Origin of the sequence: Kitasatospora sp. NPDC036755 (genome assembly GCF_040636595.1) — a bacterium.
Taxonomy (GTDB): Bacteria; Actinomycetota; Actinomycetes; order Streptomycetales; family Streptomycetaceae; genus Kitasatospora.
This window is the reverse complement of the sequence record NZ_JBEZUT010000055.1, coordinates 1-18,983: the sequence shown is the minus strand read 5'-3', so window position 1 is coordinate 18,983 and position 18,983 is coordinate 1. Positions and strand designations below refer to the sequence as shown.

At 75.3% G+C, this 18,983-nt stretch carries 18 protein-coding genes and 3 tRNA genes; 8 read left to right on the top strand and 13 right to left on the bottom strand.

Features of this window, described 5'->3' with window-relative positions; all coding sequences use genetic code 11:
• Positions 1 to 14 precede the first annotated feature (14 nt).
• Both AB0E96_RS11390 and AB0E96_RS11385 read right to left on the bottom strand, forming a co-directional pair.
• Positions 15 to 88 (bottom strand) — tRNA-Lys (locus AB0E96_RS11390).
• 73 nt (positions 89 to 161) lie between these two features.
• Positions 162 to 1,070 carry an NADP-dependent oxidoreductase gene (locus tag AB0E96_RS11385; protein ID WP_359821431.1) on the bottom strand — a complete coding sequence of 303 codons (909 nt, stop codon included), beginning with the start codon at positions 1,068 to 1,070 and terminating at the stop codon, positions 162 to 164.
• A 159-nt stretch (positions 1,071 to 1,229) separates the two neighbouring features.
• On the opposite strand from AB0E96_RS11385, the gene AB0E96_RS11380 reads away from it, so the two are divergent.
• Positions 1,230 to 2,813 (top strand): Na+/H+ antiporter, encoded by a 1,584-nt coding sequence (locus AB0E96_RS11380; RefSeq protein ID WP_359821429.1) that lies wholly within the window; start codon positions 1,230 to 1,232, stop codon positions 2,811 to 2,813.
• Between the two features lie 292 nt (positions 2,814 to 3,105).
• Positions 3,106 to 4,767, top strand: a complete 1,662-nt coding sequence (gene pgi, locus AB0E96_RS11375) for a glucose-6-phosphate isomerase (RefSeq protein WP_359821426.1) — start codon at positions 3,106 to 3,108, stop codon at positions 4,765 to 4,767.
• 104 nt (positions 4,768 to 4,871) lie between these two features.
• On the opposite strand, the gene AB0E96_RS11370 is transcribed toward pgi, so the two are convergent.
• The 3 genes from AB0E96_RS11370 to AB0E96_RS11360 all read right to left on the bottom strand — a co-directional run bounded on the left by AB0E96_RS11370 (position 4,872) and on the right by AB0E96_RS11360 (position 6,103).
• Positions 4,872 to 4,945 (bottom strand) — tRNA-Lys (locus AB0E96_RS11370).
• A 68-nt stretch (positions 4,946 to 5,013) separates the two neighbouring features.
• Complete coding sequence (locus AB0E96_RS11365) at positions 5,014 to 5,574, bottom strand: bifunctional DNA primase/polymerase (protein ID WP_359821468.1); 561 nt, start codon at positions 5,572 to 5,574, stop codon at positions 5,014 to 5,016.
• Positions 5,575 to 5,749: 175 nt separating this feature from the next.
• Complete coding sequence (locus tag AB0E96_RS11360) at positions 5,750 to 6,103, bottom strand: hypothetical protein (protein WP_359821424.1); 354 nt, start codon at positions 6,101 to 6,103, stop codon at positions 5,750 to 5,752.
• A gap of 233 nt (positions 6,104 to 6,336) precedes the next feature.
• On the opposite strand from AB0E96_RS11360, the gene AB0E96_RS11355 reads away from it, so the two are divergent.
• On the top strand, positions 6,337 to 6,663 hold the full coding sequence (locus tag AB0E96_RS11355) for a hypothetical protein (protein ID WP_359821421.1): 327 nt from the start codon (positions 6,337 to 6,339) through the stop codon (positions 6,661 to 6,663).
• Between the two features lie 36 nt (positions 6,664 to 6,699).
• Here the strand turns inward: AB0E96_RS11355 and AB0E96_RS11350 are convergent, their stop codons facing one another.
• The 3 genes from AB0E96_RS11350 to AB0E96_RS11340 form a co-directional block, all read right to left on the bottom strand.
• Positions 6,700 to 8,052, bottom strand: a complete 1,353-nt coding sequence (locus AB0E96_RS11350) for an AAA family ATPase (protein ID WP_359821465.1) — start codon at positions 8,050 to 8,052, stop codon at positions 6,700 to 6,702.
• A gap of 8 nt (positions 8,053 to 8,060) precedes the next feature.
• The gene (locus tag AB0E96_RS11345; RefSeq protein WP_359821418.1) at positions 8,061 to 9,659 is read right to left on the bottom strand and encodes a hypothetical protein; all 1,599 of its coding nucleotides are present in this window, start codon (positions 9,657 to 9,659) and stop codon (positions 8,061 to 8,063) included.
• A gap of 73 nt (positions 9,660 to 9,732) precedes the next feature.
• A complete protein-coding gene (locus AB0E96_RS11340) occupies positions 9,733 to 10,962 on the bottom strand; it encodes a hypothetical protein (RefSeq protein ID WP_359821416.1) in 1,230 nt (409 codons plus the stop codon).
• 230 nt (positions 10,963 to 11,192) lie between these two features.
• Between AB0E96_RS11340 and AB0E96_RS11335 the strand changes: the two genes are divergently transcribed.
• Positions 11,193 to 11,849 carry a histidine phosphatase family protein gene (locus tag AB0E96_RS11335; protein ID WP_359821414.1) on the top strand — a complete coding sequence of 219 codons (657 nt, stop codon included), beginning with the start codon at positions 11,193 to 11,195 and terminating at the stop codon, positions 11,847 to 11,849.
• Between the two features lie 99 nt (positions 11,850 to 11,948).
• Here AB0E96_RS11335 and AB0E96_RS11330 read toward each other — a convergent pair whose 3' ends face one another.
• The gene (locus AB0E96_RS11330) at positions 11,949 to 13,568 is read right to left on the bottom strand and encodes a tetratricopeptide repeat protein (protein WP_359821412.1); all 1,620 of its coding nucleotides are present in this window, start codon (positions 13,566 to 13,568) and stop codon (positions 11,949 to 11,951) included.
• A 260-nt stretch (positions 13,569 to 13,828) separates the two neighbouring features.
• On the opposite strand from AB0E96_RS11330, the gene AB0E96_RS11325 reads away from it, so the two are divergent.
• The 3 genes from AB0E96_RS11325 to AB0E96_RS11315 all read left to right on the top strand — a co-directional run bounded on the left by AB0E96_RS11325 (position 13,829) and on the right by AB0E96_RS11315 (position 15,958).
• Entirely contained in the window at positions 13,829 to 14,344 is a 516-nt protein-coding gene (locus AB0E96_RS11325; RefSeq protein ID WP_359821409.1) for a hypothetical protein, read from the top strand.
• 105 nt (positions 14,345 to 14,449) lie between these two features.
• Positions 14,450 to 15,355 carry a fused MFS/spermidine synthase gene (locus AB0E96_RS11320; RefSeq protein ID WP_359821406.1) on the top strand — a complete coding sequence of 302 codons (906 nt, stop codon included), beginning with the start codon at positions 14,450 to 14,452 and terminating at the stop codon, positions 15,353 to 15,355.
• 144 nt (positions 15,356 to 15,499) lie between these two features.
• The gene (locus AB0E96_RS11315; protein WP_359821404.1) at positions 15,500 to 15,958 is read left to right on the top strand and encodes a GNAT family N-acetyltransferase; all 459 of its coding nucleotides are present in this window, start codon (positions 15,500 to 15,502) and stop codon (positions 15,956 to 15,958) included.
• Positions 15,959 to 16,024: 66 nt separating this feature from the next.
• Here the strand turns inward: AB0E96_RS11315 and AB0E96_RS11310 are convergent, their stop codons facing one another.
• The 4 genes from AB0E96_RS11310 to orn all read right to left on the bottom strand — a co-directional run bounded on the left by AB0E96_RS11310 (position 16,025) and on the right by orn (position 18,582).
• Complete coding sequence (locus AB0E96_RS11310) at positions 16,025 to 16,924, bottom strand: hypothetical protein (RefSeq protein WP_359821401.1); 900 nt, start codon at positions 16,922 to 16,924, stop codon at positions 16,025 to 16,027.
• Between the two features lie 110 nt (positions 16,925 to 17,034).
• Positions 17,035 to 17,481, bottom strand: coding sequence for a DUF4442 domain-containing protein (locus AB0E96_RS11305; protein WP_359821398.1), 447 nt, complete (start codon positions 17,479 to 17,481; stop codon positions 17,035 to 17,037).
• Positions 17,482 to 17,661: 180 nt separating this feature from the next.
• Positions 17,662 to 17,737 (bottom strand) — tRNA-His (locus AB0E96_RS11300).
• A 242-nt stretch (positions 17,738 to 17,979) separates the two neighbouring features.
• The gene (orn, locus tag AB0E96_RS11295; RefSeq protein ID WP_359821395.1) at positions 17,980 to 18,582 is read right to left on the bottom strand and encodes an oligoribonuclease; all 603 of its coding nucleotides are present in this window, start codon (positions 18,580 to 18,582) and stop codon (positions 17,980 to 17,982) included.
• 68 nt (positions 18,583 to 18,650) lie between these two features.
• Here orn and AB0E96_RS11290 point away from each other — a divergent pair.
• Positions 18,651 to 18,983 (top strand): hypothetical protein (locus tag AB0E96_RS11290; RefSeq protein WP_359821392.1); only part of this gene is annotated, 333 nt, incomplete at its 3' end.

Genomic DNA, 18,983 nt, shown 5'->3' with positions numbered 1-18,983 from the left:
CTTCCGGCTGTCTGTGCGCCGCCAGGGACTCGAACCCCGGACCCGCTGATTAAGAGTCAGCTGCTCTAACCAACTGAGCTAGCGGCGCCTGCTGACGTGGAGAACATTACCTGGTCAGCGGCTGAAACTCACAATCGGCCCGGAGCGGGGAGCCGGCGCGCTCACATGGTCAGCACCACCTTGCCCCGCACGTGCCCGGCGCCGACCAGCCGGTGCGCCTGGGCGACCCGCTCGATCGGGAACGACTCCTCGACCTCCAGCCGCAGCCCGCCGGCCTCCCAGAGCTCCACCAGCGCGGCCAGCCGCTCTGCCGTCCGCTCGCCCCGCAGCCCCCGGACGCCCAGCCGTTCGGCGCCCGGGTAGTCGACCACGGTGCCGATCCGGTCCCGGTCGGCGACCAGCTCGACGGAGGCTTCCAGGGCGCCCCGCCCGGCGGCGTCGAAGGCCGCGGTCACCCCCTGCGGCGCCACCGCCCGCACCCGCTCGACCAGACCCTCGCCGTAGGCGACCGGCACCGCGCCCAGCTCCCGCAGGTACGCGTGGTTGCGCTCGCTCGCGGTGCCGATCACCGTCGCGCCCAGGGCCCGGGCCAGCTGGACGGCGACGGTGCCGACCCCGCCCGCGGCGCCGTGCACCAGCACGGTGTCGCCCGGGCCGACGCCGAGCTCGGTGAGCGCCACGTGGGCGGTCTGGCCGGAGGCGGAGAGCGAGCCGGCCTGCTCCCACGGCATCCCGGCGGGCTTGGCCACCAGGCGGTCGGCGCCCACCGTGACCCGGTCGGCCTGGCAGCCCAGCACCCGGAAGCCCAGCACCTCGTCCCCGATCCGCCAGCCGTCGGTGTCCGGGCCGAGCGCGTCCACGACTCCGGCGAACTCGTTGCCGAGGACGAACGGGGGCTCGACCGCCGTCCCCGGCGGGCGGAAGCCCTCGCGGATCGCGAGGTCCACCGGCTGCACCCCGGCCGCGTACACCCGCACCCGCACCTCGCCCGGCCCGGGCTCCGGGTCGGGCACCTCCGTGACCCGCAGGACCTCCGGACCGCCGTTCCCCGTCACGGTGACAGCCTTCATCCCGTTCCCACCCCTTCTCGATCCTTCCGATGCCGATGATCCTGCGCCCTGAAGTGCGCTTGAGGTCAAACTGTTGTTCAGCGTGTCGACACGGATGGGCACATTGTCAGATTTATCCTGGACGGCGCTCAGCCGTCCGTCGTCGAGAGGAACCTCCCCGTGGGCCAGCTGCCCCTGTTCTTCCTGGTGCTGCTCGCCTCCGTGGTGACCATGCCGCTCGGGCGGAAGACCGGAGTGCCGCAACCGGTGCTGATGACGCTGCTCGGCATCGTCATGGCGCTGGTGCCGCAGATCCCGGACGTCACCATCGAGCCCGAGCTGATCCTGCCGCTGGTCCTGCCCCCGCTGATCTTCGCGGTGGCCAGACGCTCCTCGGTGCGCTACTTCAAGGCCAACGCCCGCTCGATCCTGCTGCTGGCGGTCGCCCTGGTGGTGGTCACCACCGTCGCCGTGGCCGGCACCGTGCACTGGCTGCTGCCCACCCTGCCGCTGGCCGCCGCGATCGCGGTCGGCGCGCTCGTCTCCCCGCCCGACCCGGTCGCCGCCGTCGCGGTGGCCGGCAGCGTCGGGCTGCCCCGCCGCCTGGTCGCGATCCTGGAGAGCGAGGGGCTGTTCAACGACGTCACGGCGATCGTCATCTACTCGCTGTCCATCGAGGCCATGGTCAGCGGCGACTTCTCGGCCGGTGACGCGGTGCTGCGCTTCGTGCTGTCCGCGGTGCTGGCCGTCGTGGTCGGCGTCGCGCTCGGCTGGGTCAACACCAAGCTCGCCGAGCGCCTGGACGACCCGACCCAGCAGGTCGCGCTCAACCTGCTGGTGCCCTTCGCCGCCTACACCCTGGCCGAGGAGATCCACGGCTCCGGCGTGCTCGCCGTCGTGATCTGCGCGCTCTACCTCGCCGAGCGGGCCTCCGACGCGGACGCCGTCGCCTACCGGCTGGTCGGCAACGCCTTCTGGGAGGTCGTCGAGATCCTGATCACCGGCGTCGCCTTCGGCCTGATCGGCCTGGAGCTGGCCACCGTGCTCAAGGAGGCCGGCAGCGGCTGGACGGGCTTCCTCGGCGACGCGGCCGTGGTCATCGCGGTGGTCGTCGGGGTCCGGCTGCTCTGGCTGCTGCCGGCCGGCTGGCTGTCGAAGAAGCTGCGCTCCGGCGACGAGGAGGACACGCCGTTCAGCTGGAAGGAGAGCGTGATCCTCTGGTGGTCCGGCATGCGAGGGGTGGCGACCGTGGCCCTGGCACTCGCCATCCCGCTTACCCTGCACTCCGGCGAGGACTTCCCCGAGCGCGGCCGGCTGGTCTTCATCGCCTTCAGCGTCGTGCTCTTCACCCTGCTGGTCCAGGGCCTCACCCTGCCCTGGCTGGCCAAGCGGTTCGAACTGGACATCGACCAGGACAAGCACGAGCAGGCCGTGCGCCAGCTCTGGTGGCGGGCCGCCAAGGCCGGGCTCACCAGGCTCGGCGAGCTGGAGGAGCAGGACCGGCTGCCCGCCGAGGTCGCCGACCGGCTGCGGGACCGCCAGCACGACCGGCTGGCCCGGCTCTGCCCGGAGAACTACGCCGAGGAGGAGGCCGCCGAGGCCAAGCAGCGGATGGCCCAGTGGCGGGCCGCCCGGGACGTCGAGCAGGAGATGATCGCGGCCTCCCGCCGGGAGATGCTCGCGGCCCGCAGCGAGCTCGGCGCCGATCCGGAACTGGTCGACCAGGTGCTGCGCGGACTCGACCTGCGGTCCGAGCGAAAGTGACGGGCCGTCGCTGCCGTCGCTGCCGTCGCTGCCGTCTCGACTGTCGCGGCGGACCGGCTCGACCGGCTCCGGACCGGTTCGACGGGCCGTCGTGACGGGCCGTCCACTCCCCGTGGGCGCACCGCCCGCGCGCGCGGGGCGGAATGTGCGCGACCGGCTCCGGGGTTGCATAGGCTGAGCCCGGGCAGGCCGTCAACGGAGTCGGCGCACCACCAGTACCCGCACGACCTCGGCGAAACCCTCACGCCTGGCCCTGCCGGTTTCTGCACCCAGATGAATCGAGGACCCACCGATGTCGGAGACCCGCGCCGACGCCCGTACCCCGCTGGACCGCACCCCGCAGTGGGCCGCCCTGGCCAAGCACCGGGCCGAACTGGGCGACACCCACCTGCGTGAGCTGTTCGCCGCCGACCCGGAGCGCGGCCGCCGCTACACCCTCCAGGTCGGCGACCTGCACGTGGACTACGCCAAGCAGCTGGTCACCGACGAGACGCTGGAGCTGCTGCGCGAGCTGGCCGCCGCCACCGGCGTCGCCGAGCTGCGGGACGCCATGTTCCGCGGCGAGAAGATCAACAACACCGAGCACCGGGCGGTCCTGCACACCGCGCTGCGCGCCCCGCGCGGCGCCGTGATCGAGGTCGACGGCGAGAACGTGGTGCCGGCGGTGCACGCCGTCCTCGACAGGATGGCTGCCTTCGCCGACCGGGTCCGCAGCGGCGAGTGGAAGGGCCACACGGGCAAGCCGATCCGCACCGTCGTCAACATCGGCATCGGCGGCTCAGACCTCGGCCCGGCGATGGCCTACGAGGCGCTCCGCTCGTACGCCAAGCGCGACCTCGACGTCCGCTTCGTGTCCAACGTGGACGGCGCCGACCTGCACGAGGCGGTCCGCGACCTCGACCCGGCCGAGACGCTGTTCATCGTCGCCTCGAAGACCTTCACCACCATCGAGACCATCACCAACGCGGTCTCCGCGCGGGACTGGCTGCTCGGCGGCCTGGACGCCGGCACCGAGGCGGTGGCCAAGCACTTCGTGGCGCTGTCCACCAACGCCCAGGGCGTGCAGGACTTCGGCATCGACACCGCCAACATGTTCGAGTTCTGGGACTGGGTGGGCGGCCGCTACTCCTACGACTCGGCGATCGGCCTCTCGCTGATGATCGCCATCGGCCCGGACGCGTTCCGCGAGATGCTGGACGGCTTCCACCTGGTCGACGAGCACTTCCGCACCGCCCCGGCGGAGCGGAACGTCCCGCTGCTGCTGGGCCTGCTCGGCGTCTGGTACGGCGCGTTCTTCGACGCCCAGGCGCACGCGGTGCTGCCCTACTCGCACTACCTGTCCAAGTTCACCGCCTACCTCCAGCAGCTGGACATGGAGTCCAACGGCAAGTCGGTGACCCGCGACGGCACCCCGGTGGACTGGCAGACGGGCCCGGTGGTCTGGGGCACCCCCGGCACCAACGGCCAGCACGCCTACTACCAGCTGCTGCACCAGGGCACCAAGGTCATCCCGGCCGACTTCATCGGCTTCGCCAAGCCGGTCGCCGACCTGCTCCCCGGCCTGGTCGCCCAGCACGACCTGCTGCTGGCCAACTTCTTCGCCCAGACCCAGGCGCTGGCCTTCGGCAAGACCCCGGAGGAGGTCACGGCCGAGGGCGTGCCCGCCGAGCTCGTCCCGCACAAGACCTTCAAGGGCAACCACCCGACCACCACCATCCTGGCCGGCGAGCTGACCCCCTCGGTGCTCGGCCAGCTGGTCGCCCTCTACGAGCACAAGGTGTTCGTCCAGGGCGCGGTCTGGAACATCGACTCCTTCGACCAGTGGGGCGTCGAGCTGGGCAAGGTGCTCGCCAAGCGGATCGAGCCGGTGCTGCTCACCGGCGAGGGCACCGAGCGGCTGGACAGCTCCACCGCCGGGCTGGTCGCCCGCTACCGCGCGCTGCGCGGCCGCTGAGCCCCGGTCGGGCCGTCCGCTCCGGCGGGCGGCCCGACCGCTCGCGCCCCCGACGGAAACGCCGGAAGGCCCTCCGCTTTCGCGAAGGGCCTTCCGGCTGTCTGTGCGCCGCCAGGGACTCGAACCCCGGACCCGCTGATTAAGAGTCAGCTGCTCTAACCAACTGAGCTAGCGGCGCCTGCTGACAGAGAAGACTCTAGCAGCGCCGTGCGGCCGAGCCAAAATCGAATACCGGCCGCCCCGCGTTCACCCCCCGGTCACGACGGCCGTTCCGGCCGGAGCCGGCGCGCCCGGCTCCCGCGCCGCCCGGACACAGGCCCAGAGCACCACCGCGGCGCCCGGCAGCCGGGGAGTGCGCTGCTCGGGTGCGACGATCCACCGGCCGGCGCCCTGCCCGGGGGAGTCCGGACCGCTCACCATCCGCTGCAGGGGCGGCACGGTCACCGCGTCCCCCTTGCCGTGGCACAGCAGCGGTGGCACGTCCCGGGCCCACTCCTCCCAGGCGAGCAGCCGGCGCAGCCGGGGCGCCGCGCCCGGCTGGACGAACAGCAGCATCCGCCCCCGGTGCACGGCCACCGGTCCGCAGCCGGGACCGGACGCCCACAGTTCGTCCAGCACCCGGCGGCCGAACAGCGCCGGCACGCTGATCACGTCGAAGGCCCGCCCGCAGGGCAGCACCGAGGGCGCCCACGGACGGCTCTCCCACAGGGCGCGCATGCTGCGCGGGTACTCGCTGGCGGAGGCGAGCCAGGCCTCCCCGGCCGCGCCGACGCACTCCACCGAGGGGTGCATCACCGACGGGTACATCGCGGTTTGCCGCGTCACCGACTGCTGCGTCCAGATCTCCACGGAGAGCAGCCTGCGCGGCGCGCGCCTCCGGCGGGACGGAAAGCGCGGTTCGCCGGACAGCGCGGCGGGGGACGGCGTACCCTTCCCCGCCGCGCATATGCCAGGGGCCCGTGCCCGGCGGCGGGCGGGAGGCTCAGTCCTCGTGCCGGCGCGGCTGGAGCAGGGTGCGGCCGTACTCGATCATCTTGGCGGCGTAGTCCGGGGTCCAGTCCGCCCGCCGGGCGACCTCGGCGTCGGACAGCGCGTCGAACCGGCGCGGGTCGGCGAGCTGGGCGGCGGCGACCGCCTGGAAGTCCGTGGCCCGCTCGGCGGCGGCCCGGAAGGCCAGGGCCAGCTCCGTGGAGCGGCGCAGCAGCTCCGCCGGGTCCTCGATCGACTCCAGGTCGAAGAATCGTTCCGGCTCGGGTTCGGCGGACTGCGGCTCGAACAGCAGCTGCACCGGACGCAGGCGCCTGGTGGGCTCGGTCGACTCTGGGGAGTCGGGCATGGACGGACACCTCCGGGTCTCGGGTGGGGGTGGTTCGAATCTGCGCCGGGCCGCGCCGCCCGGTCGTGGCCGCCGTCCATTGTCTCGCGGCGGTGGCCGGTAGCGGAACGGTGCGCACGCGAGCGCTATTCCCCGGCGCGCGCCGGGCGCACGACTCGTGCGCCGCGCTTCCGGATCGCGTGCGAACCGGTTGTCCCGGTGTACCCGGCCGTCCGACCAAGCTGGAGAGACCCATGCGTGTGAGAAGAGTCCTCACGGCCCTCGCCCTGTCCGTCCTGTCCCTGCTGGGCGCCCTGCTCGCGATCGCCGCCTCGGCCGCCCCGCCCGCCGCGGCGGCCGAGACGGCACTGGTGGTCGCGGGGCAACCGAGCGAACCGGGCGGCCCCTCGACCGCGACCTGCCCGGCCGGCACCCACCTGACCGGCGGCGGCTACCGGCTCCAGCCGGACGCGGACGGCCCGGTGCGCGCCGACGGCCCCACCGACGACGCCCGGGGGTGGAGCGCGCAGGCGGAGCGGGGCCGGGTGGTGGCCTTCGCGATCTGCGAGACCGAGGACTGACCCCGGCCGCCCCCGCCGCTCCCGGCTGGTTCCGGTCTAGCGCAGGCGGACCCGGTGGCCGCTCAGGTGGTGCAGCACCTGGTGGTTGGCCTCCCAGCCGTCCGGGAACGCCACCGGGACACCCAGCTGCACCGGCTCGGTGGCCGGGTGCTCGTCCAGCAGCTCGGCGATCCCGGCCCGGGCCACCACGATGCAGGCGTGCCGGTGCCGGGATGCGAGCACGCAGAGCCGGCCGGTCTCCAGGTGGAAGGCGGTCGCGTCGGGGCGCCCGGACAGCGGGTGCAGCACCACGGTCACGTCGTACTCACGGCCCTGCAGACGGTTGGCGGTGTCCACCGTGACGGCCGGACCGGCCGCGCCGTCCACCGGAACACCCTCCTTGAGCAGCGCCGCGCGCACGGCCGCCGCCTGGTCCCGGTGGGCGGTGCCGACGGCGACCCGGTCCGCGGTCAGCGGGGCCCCGCCCTGCTCGGAGTGGGCGGTCAGCCCCCGCTCCAGCAGCCGGCGGACGGTGGCCGCGACGGCCGCCACGGCCTGCGGGTCGGTCCGTACGGTGTGCCGGGCGGGCAGCTCCAGCAGGGCCCAGCCGTGCTCGGCGGCCCGGTCGATCACCGCGTCCAGGGCCGATCCGTCCGGGCGCACCGCGGCCGTCAGCCGGCGGTCGTCCGGACCGGTGCCGGAGCGGAACGGCGTGTACGGGTAGAAGGCCCGCGAGATCAGCGGCGCGGCGCTGGCGGGCAGCCGCCAGGAGACCGGCAGCCGGTGCGGCTCGATCTCCGGGTTGTGAGCCAGCATGGTGACCACCGCGCTGCCGGACGGGTCGTACGACAGCCCGGCCCACTGCTCGGTGCCGACCACCGTGAACGGGTCCAACTGGCCCGGGTCGCCGACGAACAGCGCCCGTTCGAACAGCCGGGCCACCGCGAGCAGGGCGTCCGAGCGCATCTGGTACGCCTCGTCGACGATCGCGTGCCGCCACGGGGCCTCGGCCCGCACCCACTGCCACTTGGCCGAGGTGGAGATCACCACGTCGTGCTCGACCAGGTCGGCGACCTTGTCGGAGGGCGTCACGTTGGCGTGCTTCAGCACCTCCGGGCCCGGCCGGGAGTCCGCGGCGTGCAGCCGGCCGATCGTCAACTCCGGCGCCTTCTCGGCCAGTCGGCCGACCAGGTCGTCCACCTGCCCGTTGGTCTGGGCGACGATCATCAGCCGCTCGCCGGCCTCGACCAGCTCGCGCGCGGCCCGCACCACCAGCGTCGACTTCCCGGCGCCGGGCGGCGAGTCCACCACCACGCCGCGCGGAGCGCCGACCGGCGGACGGACGGTGGCCGCCAGGATCCGGGCCACCGCGGCGTCGGCGGCCGCACCCGGGGCCTGCTCGGGGGTCATCGGACGGTTCACTCCCACTCCTCGGAGACGGACGGGGCGGGCACGGGGGCGGCACCGGGCGGGCCGCCGTGGGTCCAGGGGGTGTCGTCCGGCTCGGGCAGCGGCGCGGACTGGCGGGCCGTCAACTCGAACAGGGTGAAGGTGACCTGGTCGCCGGGCTCGGGCAGACTGCCCGGCTCCGGCTCCTTCCGGCGGCCCATGCCGGAGAGCACCCGCACCGTGATGGTGCCCCCGGCCGCGTCCACCCCGACGATCTCCGCCTTCTGCGCGGACGGGCCGTGCACCCTGTGCACCTCCCGGCCGAGGTCCGCGTGCGGGCGGTCGACGGTGTGCACGGTGACCAGCGGACGCGGCTTGGGGGAGCGGCCGGTGGTGTCCCAGTCCGGCACCACCTCCGTCACCACGCCGCTGAACGCCTCGCCGGCCAGCCGGTGCTCGGCCATCGCCAGCGGGTCGTCCAACGCCTCCTGGACGTCGAGGCGGGTCTGCTCGCGCTCGCGCTGGGCGAGCTTGCGGGCGGCGGTGACGGCGTCGTCCTGCCGGGGCTGCGGCGGCTCACCGGCCGCCAGCCGGTCCCGGTGGCCGGTGTAGGACCAGCGGTCGCCCGTCCAGCGCTCCTCCAGGTGACCGGCCGGCGGGAGTCCGCGCAGCAGGTCCAGGCCCTGCCAGACGTCCCGCCAGGTGGGCAGCAGGACGGCCGTCAGCACCTCCTCCAGCGCCGCCACCGCGGCCCGCACGGCGGCCCGGGCACGGGCGGCCGCGGCCTCGTCGCGCTGCTCGGTGCTGTGCTGCAGGGCGCTCACGGCGGAGTCGTAGCGGGTGATCGCCGGGGCGAGCACCGACTCGTCGAAGCGGGGATCGGTGGCCGGGCCGGCCGGCGGGTGCAGCAGCTGCCCCCGGTCGTCCCGGGCGGACTCGGCCAGCTCGGCCGCCTGCGCGCCGCTCAGACCGGGCGGCGGGCGGTGCCAGGCGAGCCGGGCCGCCAGGTGCTGGTCCTCCAGGTGGCTCTGGCCGGTCGCCCAGTGCCGGGCCAGCAGGCCGGTCATCGGCAGCAGCAGCGAGGAACCGGGCACCTGCGCGCGGTCGGTGAGGTGGGTCAGCCAGCGGCCGAGCAGCGGCACCCGGACCGGAGCCGGGTACGGGCCCGGCTCCTCGTCCTCGGCGGTGCGGCGGAAGCGGGTCGAGCGGCCGATCAGGGCGAGGTGGTGCACGCCCGCGCCGTTCGGCACGATCAGCTGCGGGGCGTCCGCGCACAGCTCGCGGAACACCTGGGTCTTCTCGCCGGTCTCCGGGTCCTTCTCGGAACCCTCGATCTGCTCGACGTCCTCGGCGAAGGACTCCAGGTACGGCAGCAGGTCGGCGGCCAGCTCGGCCAGGAAGTCGAACCGCAGGGTGCGGTTCAGCGGCTGGGGTACCAGGTGCAGCCGCGGCGCGTCCCGGTCGGTGCCGAGCAGCACCGCGAGCGGCGCGCCCGCCTCGCCGGCGGCGGTCAGCGGGACCAGCACCATCGGGCGGTCGGACAGGTGCCGGTGCCGCACGGTGGCCAGCGGCTCGGCCCGGCCGCTGCGCACGGCCTCCAGCCGGGCGAGGGTGGTCAGGAGACTCATGCGCCCGCCTCGCTGTGCTCGGCGGGGGCATTCGCCCACGCGCACCTGTTGATGATGAGCTCGCTGCGCTCGCTCATGCTTCCGCTCCCAGCACCGTCGTGCCCAGGGCGGCCGTTCCCAGGGCCTCGGCGCGCAGGGCGGCCGCGTAGGCCAGGCGTTCGGCGGCGTCGTCCGCGTCGTCCAGGTCCCCGCTCTTGGTGCCGGCGGCGGCCAGTGCCCCGGCGACCGTACGGATGCTGCCCAGCTCGCCGCGCACGCCCCGGCCGAGCTGCTCGACCCGGTCGTCGCAGCGGGCCCGGGCACGGCAGTGGAAGCCGAGCTCGCAGGTGGAGAGGCAGTCCGGGCTGTACGCGGCGGGCACCGCCTCGACCGAGGCGGCCAGCTGCTCGGCGCTCCGGGCCGGCGCGCCGGCCTCGTCCGCGGCCAGGTCGAAGTCGGCGCCGGGCGGCAGCACCTCCAGCAGCCGGCCGATGCCGGTCAGCCGGCTCAGCTGGCGCCGGGTGACGGCCAGTTCGCGCCGGACGTCCACGGCGACCGCGGTCGGCCGGTTGCCGAAGTCCTTCGGGCAGACCAGCAGCACGCTGGTGCGCGGGCTGCCCGGCAGCCGCTGCTCGGTGTACGGGTCCTCGGCGAGCGGCTGCCCGGCCGCGGTGGCGGCGGCGTGCTGGAGCGCGAGCACGTACACGGCGGCCTGCCGGGCGGCGGCACCGACCTTGGCCGGGTCCGCGGTGCCGTCCAGCACCGGGAAGGACTTGATCTCCACCACGGTGCACCGTCCGTCGTGCACCACCAGCGCGTCCGGCTCCAGGTAGGCGGTGCTGCCGGCCACCTCCAGGCGCAGCATCGGGTGGTCCAGCAGCGTCCAGGCTTCCCGGTCGGCGGCGGCCCGGGCCAGTGCCTCGGCCGTCCGGTCGGCGCGCACGGCCGGCCCGGAGCGGTGCAGCAGGTCCGGCACCAGGAGCGGGGCGTGGCCCTCCGCCGGGACGCCCAGGTGGTGGCGGAGCGGCTCCAGCAGCGGGGCGTAGCCGTCGGCCTTCAGCCGTGACTCGAAGATCACGCCGCGGGCGATGGCGAAGGGGGACTGGCCGAAGGGGGCCGGGCGGCCGAGCCGGGCCGCCAGCGCGGACTTGTCCACCCCGGCCGCGTCGAGCACGGCGCGGCGGTGGCAGCCCGGATTGGCGGCGAGCGCGGCGAGGGAGCGGGCGTTCAGACTGCGCTGCGGGGCCGGACCGCGCAGCTCCGCGAGCCGCGCTGCGAGCGGCTCAGCGGGACCGCCGGGCGGCACGTTCGTCGAGACGTTCATGGTGCGGCCCAGTGTCGCATCCGGGTCCGACAACGCGGTGCGGACCGGCCGTTGGCGGGGGTGCCGGCGGCGGTCACCGGCCGCTGGGTCCGGCCGGCGGTCCCGTCCCGCCGGGGCGCCCGCCGGGACGGGCCCCGGGATCGTGGCCGCCGCCCGGGTGGGGGATCATGGAGCCCGGTGCTCAATGGTGAGACCGACCGTTGCCACCGCCCCTGTCGCTAGGAGCCCTCATGCCCGCCCGCATCGTGCTGGTCCGCCACGGCGAGACCGAGTGGTCCGCCACCGGCCGCCACACCGGCCGCACCGACATCCCGCTGACCGAGGAGGGCCGGGCGATGGCCAGGGCCCTCGGCGCCCGCCTCGCCAAGGCCCCCTGGAACGGGCTGCCGGACGCGCTCGTCTACACCAGCCCGCTCGGCCGGGCCAAGGAGACCTGCGAGCTGGCCGGCTTCGGCGACCGCGCGGTGGAGCGCCCCGAGCTCATGGAGTGGGACTACGGCGCGTACGAGGGCCGCACCGGCGCGGACATCCGGGCCACCGACCACCCCGGCTGGCTGATCTGGCGCGACGGGGTGCCCGGCGGCGAGAAGCTCTCCGAGGTGGCCGCCCGGGTGGACGCCTTCCTGGCGGGCCTCAACGAGGAGCACGGCGTCCCGGCACCGGACACCACCGTGATGCACTGCGCCGACCGGGACGTCGTCCTGTTCGCCCACGGCCACCTGCTGCGCATCCTCACCGCCCGCTGGCTGGGCCTGCCGCCCGAGTACGCCCAGCGGTTCAAGCTCGGCACGGCCGCGCTCTGCGTGCTGTCCTGGGAGTACGGCGCTCCGGCGGTGGAGGTCTGGAACGACCTGTCCCACCTGGAGGGCCCGGCCGCCGGGCACTGACCCCGGCCCCGCGGTCCGTCGGCGGGTTCCCGGGGGCAGCTCCGGGACCCGCCGCGTCCCCGGCGCCCGGCGCGGCCCCGGCGCCCGCCGCGGTGGGGCTCAGGCCGCCGCCCGGTCGTAGTCGGTCAGGAACCGGCGCACCTCGGGCACCGCGACGTGCGGCCGCAGCCGCCCGGCGGTGTCCGCGAGCATGCTGCGGATCCGGGCCGAGCGGACGGCGCCGAACAGCGCGACGGCCGCCGAGCCGTGGTGCGCCGCGCCCGCGAGGTCCCCGCGGCCGAGCCGGTCGTGGGCCAGTTCGGCGGTGTAGAGCACCCGGTTGCGGACGAAGTGCGGTTTCTGGAGCGCTATCGCCAGCCCGGCCTGCTCGCTGGCGCGGTCCCAGTCGCCGAGCGCCGACCAGCACTGCGACTGGAGGCCGGCGATCTCGGCCTCGCCGAAGAAGGACATCCACTCCGGGTCCCGCTCGCCGGGCCCGCTGTCGAACAGGGAGTACGCCCGGCCGAGCGCCCGCTCGCAGGAGAGGCGGTCCTGGAGCAGCGCCCAGGCGCCGGCCTCGCGCATGGCCAGCAGCGCGAGCAGCCGTTCGGAGCCCAGGCCCCGGGCGGCGACCTGCCCGGCCTGGGCGGCGCGCAGCGCCTCGCGCGGGCGTCCGGCGTCCCGGGCGAGGAAGGCGCTGTTGCAGAAGACGTGCGCCTCCAGGGCGGGGTCGGCGGCCATCCGGGCGGTGGCGAGCGCCTCGGAGTAGAACGACCGGGCGTCCGCGAGCCGGTTCGAGTCGTGCGCCAACCAGCCGACGGAGATGGCGAGTTCGCCCGCCCCGGCCTGGAGCCGGCGTTCCGTCTCGGGGCTGTACTCGCACTCGTTGAGCAGGACGTACGCGTTGCGCAGCGACTGCCCGGCGAGCTCGTAGAGGGCGTCGGCGCCGTGCGCGTCGTCGGCCAGCCGGATGTCCCGGACGGCCTGTTCGACGCCGAGCACCTCGGTGGCGCCGACCCGGCGCAGTGGCGCCACCGGCCCGGGCCGGCCGGGCACCAGAGGGTCGCCGCCGAGCAGTGAGGGCGCGGTGAACTCCGCGCCGGGGAAGGCACCTTGACCGGTGAGCGCACCGGAGGCGCCGTCGGTGCCGGCCGGTCGGCCGACGGCCGCGGCCGGTCGGTCGATGCCGATCACGGCGGCCAGCGCGGTGGTGCCGCCGGCCAGGAACGTACGGCGACGCACGTCGTCGTTCTCCTCGTCGAGGTTGGGCGATCCATCGGGCCCCCGGGGCACCGTCCCGGGACTCGGCCGGGCGAGCCCGTGCGGAGCGGCTGGATCCGCGTACGGCGAGGCAGCGTACGGGAGTTGAGTGGAGAGTGGTGAGCGCGGGGCGGGCAGGGGCGGGAACGGCGGGTGGAGCGGAGGGGGTTGGTTCCGTCCGCCGGGTCCGTTCGCCGGGCGGCGGCGGACGGAGGTCCGGGGGGCGAAGCCGAGGTCGGTGAGCGTGCGGTCCGGCCACATGTGCCGGAACACCCGCTCGTAGGCGTAGTTGGGGCAGCGGATCTCACCGGACTCGACCCGCCCGACGTAGCGGGCGTCGCAGGACACGTGCTCCCCGATCTCGCGGGCGGCCCGGCGGACGGCCGTGGCGAACTCGCCGGGTGAGCGGTCGCCGCGCAGTGCGCGCATCACGGTGTTGGGGGACGGTCGGTTCGGCTCGGCCGGTGGGGTGGCTGCCATGGCGCAGAGAGTACTCGGAGTCACCGTTCGGGCACATTGGGTTTGCAGGACATGTGCTGGCAATCCAGGGCAAAAAGGGCGAAGTTGCGGGATATCTGCCATGAAATGCCATGCCTTGCTGTAATGCGCCCCGTGGCCCGCGGTGCGGCCGCCGCGTTGTCCTGGTGCGAGGAGAAGCCCATGCCGTCGCCCGGCCCGTCCCAGCCCGGCGGCCCTCCCAACGGCTGTGCTTCCGGACCCGACGAGGTACAGGAGTGCCCATGATGGCCACCGGACTGCCGCGGTACCGACCCCTCCCTGGGGGAGTGCTCGCCGGTGCGGCGCCCGCCCTGCTCCCCGAACCCTCCGAGGACCGGGCCTCCGCCCCGGGACGGATCGAGGGCGGCCGCGTTTCCCGCGGCGGCATCCGACGCGAGCGCACCGCCCCCGACGAGGGCGCCCTCGTCACCGCCTGCGACACCGTGACCGTCGCCCTGCGGCACGGCCTGGAGGCCGTCGACATCCTGAGACTGCGCCGCGCCTGCGGGGCCGTCCTGCAGAGCCGCAACGGCAGCACCGTCTCCTTCCTCGTCCCGGCCGGCACCTGGGAGACCTGGCACCTGCCCGGCAGCTCCTGTACCGCGGGCGCCCTGGTGCCCGCAGCCGCCGACCCGCGCTGGGTGATCCCGCCCTCCGGAGCCGGCCGCACCGCGCGTCACACCGACGCCTGGGTGCTCCGCTCCGCCCTCTGCGAGGCCGCCTGCACGCTCACCGCCGGCGGCCTCGGCCCGTTCTAGCGGGCGTTCCGCGCGGATCCCGCCGGGCCCGCAAGCCTCCGGCCGGGTCCCCGCGGCACGCCCCGGACCAGGGACCGTCCCGCCCGGGCGGCGATAATGGCCGCCATGGGACGAAGCAGCAGAGCCGCGCGCGGCCCGGAGCCGGCAGCCACCACCGGACCGGGCGGACGCACCCACGCCCAGGGGCCGCTCAGTCGTCCCGTCGGCTCGGGGCTCGCCGAACTGCGCCCCGACCGCGACCGGCCCGCCGCCTGGTCACTGCTGATCGACGGCGCCCCGCAGTCCCTGGTCGACCTCGCCGACCCGACCCGCCTCGGCTTCGAGTACCAGCGCCGGCTCGGCCACCTGATCGACCTGGTCGCCCCGCCCGGCCGCCCGCTCACCGTCCTGCACCTCGGCGGCGGCGCCCTCACCCTGGCCCGCTACACCGCCGCGACCCGGCCGCGCTCCCGCCAGCAGGTCGCCGAGATCGACACCGCGCTCACCGAACTCGTCCGCGCCGAACTGCCGCTGGAGCGCGGCTGGCAGATCAAGGTGCGCGGAGCGGACGCCCGCGGCGTGCTGGAACGCACCCCCGAGGGCAGCGTCGACCTGGTGATCACCGACGTCTTCTCCGGCGCCCGCACCCCGGCCCACTGCACCACCGTCGAATTCACCACCCTCGCCGCCCGGGCCCTCGCCCCCGGCGGCTGGTACACCGCCAACATCGCCGACGGCGGGGCCCTGCCCTTCGCCCGCTCCCAGGTCGCCACCCTCGCCGCGGTCTTCCCCGAACTGTGCCTGATCGCCGACCCCGCCGTGCTGCGCGGCAAGCGCTTCGGCAACCTCGTCCTGGCCACCGCCCACACGCCGCTCCCGATCGCCGACCTGACCCGCTGCGCCGCCTCCGACTCGGCCCACGCCCGGGTGGAACACGGCCGCGCCCTCACCGACTTCGCCGCCGGTGCCGTTCCGGCGACGGACGCCACGGCGGCCCCGTCGCCGGAACCGCCGCCCGGGGTGTTCCGTTGACGACGGGCGTCCGGCAGGGGCCGCCCGTCCCGGACGGCCCGCCGTAAAAGCGCTGGCGGACGACCGGACCGCGGCCGACAATGGCGCCGTCGTCCGGCCACCGGCCGTCCGGAACGCGCGTGCGCACATGCCCGAGGAGGCGCCATGGAGATCAGACCGGCCAGGCCGGAGGAGGCCGGGCTGCTCACCGGCATCGCGCTGCGCTCCAAGGCGTACTGGGGTTACGACGAGGCGTTCATGGCCGCCTGCCGGGCGGAGCTGTCCGTGGACGCCGGTGTGATCGAAGGGTCGGCCACGGTGGTGGCCGAGGACGCCGGGCGGCTGCTGGGGTTCGTCTCGGTCTCCGGCGCGCCGCCCACCGGGTCACTGGACCTGCTCTTCGTCGAGCCCGAGGCGATCGGCCGGGGCGTCGGCCGCGCGCTGTTCGAGCGTGCCCGGGGGCTGGCCGCGGAGCTGGGCCTGCGCCGGCTCACCATCGACTCCGACCCGAACGCCGAGCCGTTCTACCTCGCGATGGGCGCCACCCGGGTCGGCAGCGTCCCGTCCGGCTCGATCCCGGGGCGTGAACTCCCGCAGCTGGTCCTGGACCCGGCCGCGCCGTAGCGCGGAGGTGCGGAGCGCGGGGGAGGCGCCCAGGGCGCCTGGGCCTGTTCCTGTGCCCGCGTCCGCTCAGTGGCCGCGCGGCAGTCCGCGGTGCTTCCACATGGCCGCCCCGGTGAGCAGCAGTCCGGCGGCGATGGGGGCGAGGACGGCGGTCGCGGTGGCGGAGCCGTCACCGGAGGCGGCCGCCGCGACGGTGTCGGCGACGGCCACCTCCTCGGGTGTCCCGCCGGGGCGGGCTCCGGCGGAATCCGCGGGGCCCGCCGTCCCGCCGGGCGCGGTGGCGGGCCCGGCCTCGTCGGCGGTGGTGGCCGCCGCCTCCCGGACCGGTGGTTCCGAGGTGGCCGCGCGCTGCCGGGGCACGGTGGACAGGGTGGTGCCGGTGTGGCGTCCGGCGGCGGTCGGCTCCTCGGGCCCGCCCTCGCGGGAGGCGCGGGGGCCGTCCGGCCGGGCCCGGTCGGGGACGGTGCCGAGCAGACCGGAGGCGAGCGCGAAGGCGTCGGGGACGGCCGCCCGCTGGCCGGGCAGGGGCAGTCCGCCGGCCCGGATGCGTTCCTGGAGGGTGTCGCCGGCGGCTCCGGCGACTCCGTCGATCCCACCGGCCGGTCCGTCGCCGGCGGGCTCCCCGGTGGGCCCGGGGGAGCGGTCCGGCGGTCGGTCCGCCGACGGCCCGGACCCGACGGGGCGTTCGGCTGACTGCCCGTCGAGGGCGGGTCCGTCGAGCACCGGCCGGTCGAGGGAGGGTGTGAGGTTCGGCGTACGGCGGACGGCGGGCCGGGCCGGGTCCGGCAGCGGGTCGGCGGCGGCCGCGCACGCCCCGGGGGCGCCGAAGCCCCAGAGCTGTGCGAGCAGGGCCCCGGCGGCCGCGAGAACCCGGGGGCGGGGCAGCCACCGGGCGAGCCCGCGGTGGGCTCCGGCGACGCCGCGGGGGGCGGGTTCCTGGGGCTTGGTCGCGTGATTGGCTCGCACGTGAATCGAGAACGAGCGGCCGGGTGGTGAGGTCACGCCCGCTGTCACGGACAGTCATCGTGCGGGTGGCCCCGGGGCCGGTGTTCCCGGGGCCACCGACCGCGTGGCGGTCAGGAGTTGGGGCGCAGGGTCCAGGTGACCGTCATCACGCCGGTGACGGCGCCGTCGGCGCGGGTGATCTCGACGGTGACCGGGAACTCGGGGCGGCCGCCGGCGTCCAGCTCGGCGACGACCTCGGCGGCCGGGCGGCCGAGCACGGCGGTGGCGGTGACCTCGCCCATGGCGAGCTTCTTGTACGCGATCTCGGCGTTCACGGCGAGCGGCACGGCCCGGGACAGCTGGTCGCCGAAGGCGGCGAGCACGATGCAGCCGCTGGCGGACTCGGCCAGGGTGAACATCGCGCCGGCGTGCGGGCCGCCGACGTGGTTGTGGTACGCGGGCTGGTCCGGGAGCCGGAGCACGGCGCGCTCCGGGGTGGTCTCCAGGTACTCCAGCTTGAGGGTGCGCGCCATCGGCACGGTGTCGTCGAGCAGCTTGCCGATCTGGGGAGTGGTCATGGCGACGATGTTACTAGCCGGTAGCTTCCGGCGGCAGGGGGTGGGCGGAAAGCCGGCCCGACGGGCGTGTGAGGGAGCGCACATCCGGGCGGGGGGCGTGCAGTTGAGGCCGTGCACGACTGAGGGAACGCGAAAACGCCTGAGGGGCCGATCTCTTGAAGAGATCGGCCCCTCAGGCTCTGGGGTGAGTGACGGGACTCGAACCCGCGGCCACCTGGACCACAACCAGGTGCTCTACCAACTGAGCTACACCCACCATCTGTCCGGTCCGTTCCCGCTCTCGCGTTCCCGTTCCGACAGGAAGAACTCTACAGGATCCGAGAGGGTGCTCGCGCCAGGGTTTCCTTCCGGCGGACGCGGGCACCCTCCCCGACCCTCCGACGGGGTCCGCCGGGCGGTTCCCGGTGGCTCCTGGGGGGTTCCGGCCGGGCGCTCCCGGCGGGTGGTTCCGGGCCGGGCGCTCCCGGCGGGGCCGCGGGGGAGACCCGCGGCCCGGGCTCAGCTCGCCGGGGCCCGGTACTTCGCGGCGATCGCCCGGGCGGTGTCGGCGTCCGGGCCGGGCTGCGGGACGAACACCGCCTCGCGGTAGTACCGCAGTTCGTCGATGCTCTCCCGGATGTCGGCGAGCGCCCGGTGGTTGCCGCCCTTCGGCGGGCTGTTGTAGTACGCCTTCGGGTACCAGCGCCGGGCCAGCTCCTTGATCGAGGAGACGTCCACGATCCGGTAGTGCAGGTGCTTCTCCAGGGCCGGCATGTCCCGGGCCAGGAAGCCGCGGTCGGTGGCCACCGAGTTGCCGCACAGCGGGGTCTTCCCGGCCTCCGGCACGTGCTCGCGCACGTAGGCGAGCACCCGCGCCTCGGCCTCGGCCAGGGTCACGCCCTGCTCCAGCTCCTCCAGCAGCCCGGAGGAGGTGTGCATCTCGCGCACCACCTCGGGCATGTTCGCCAGCGCCTCCGCCGGCGGCCGGATGATGACGTCCACACCCTCGCCGAGGATGTTCAGCTCGGAGTCCGTCACCAGCACCGCGACCTCGACCAGGGCGTCCTGGTCGAGGTCGAGGCCGGTCATCTCACAGTCGATCCATACCAAACGGTCATTCACACAACTCACCCTACGGCGCGATCACGCGCCGCGGGGACCGGTGGAGCCGAGCGGGGTGCCTCGGTTCGGTGCTCCTCCGGCCCGTCGTGCGTGCCGGGGCCGTCCGGGTGCTCGCCGTCCCGGCCGGCCCGGACCGGGTGGCCGTCCCGTCCGGTCCGGACCTCGCGCGCCGGTCGGGCGCCCTCGGCCGCGGGCCGGCCGGCCTGGCCGCGGACCTGCGGAGCCCGGGCCTGGCGACCGCGGAGCTCACCCGGGGCGGAGCCCGGCTGTCCGGGCTGGGCCGGCATCCGTCCGGTGGCCGCACCACCCCCGGCACCTACCTGCACGCGGTCGACCTCGTCGCCGGTCGGGGCGGCCTGCTGCACCACACCCCGGGGCTCGCTCCCACCAGGCGCCAGAAG